Origin of the sequence: Microvirga pakistanensis (assembly GCF_004458765.1) — a bacterium.
Classification (GTDB): Bacteria; Pseudomonadota; Alphaproteobacteria; order Rhizobiales; family Beijerinckiaceae; genus Microvirga; species Microvirga pakistanensis.
On the sequence record NZ_SPJX01000417.1, the window covers coordinates 1 to 223 of the forward strand.

The window sequence follows — 223 nt, forward strand, 5'->3', positions numbered from 1 at the left end:
AGCCTTCGTATCCGGGGCTTTCGGCTCCGCGGCCCTGGCGGGCGGCGCTTCGGCCGCCGGCTGCTGCTGCGGGGCGGGCTGCTGCACAGCCGCCTGGGGCGTCGCGGCGGACCCCGGGAGGTCAGGTGTGCTGGGCCATGCCCAGTAGAGGGCACCGACAAGAACCGCGACGACGCCGGCCGCTGCCGCGCCGAGGATCGCGATGGTTCCTTTGATCTCTGTC

General features: G+C 73.5%; 1 pseudogene. It reads right to left on the reverse strand.

The annotated features are described in order from the left end of the window. Positions 1-223: pseudogene (locus tag E4K09_RS29305) on the reverse strand (hypothetical protein); the annotation flags it as partial.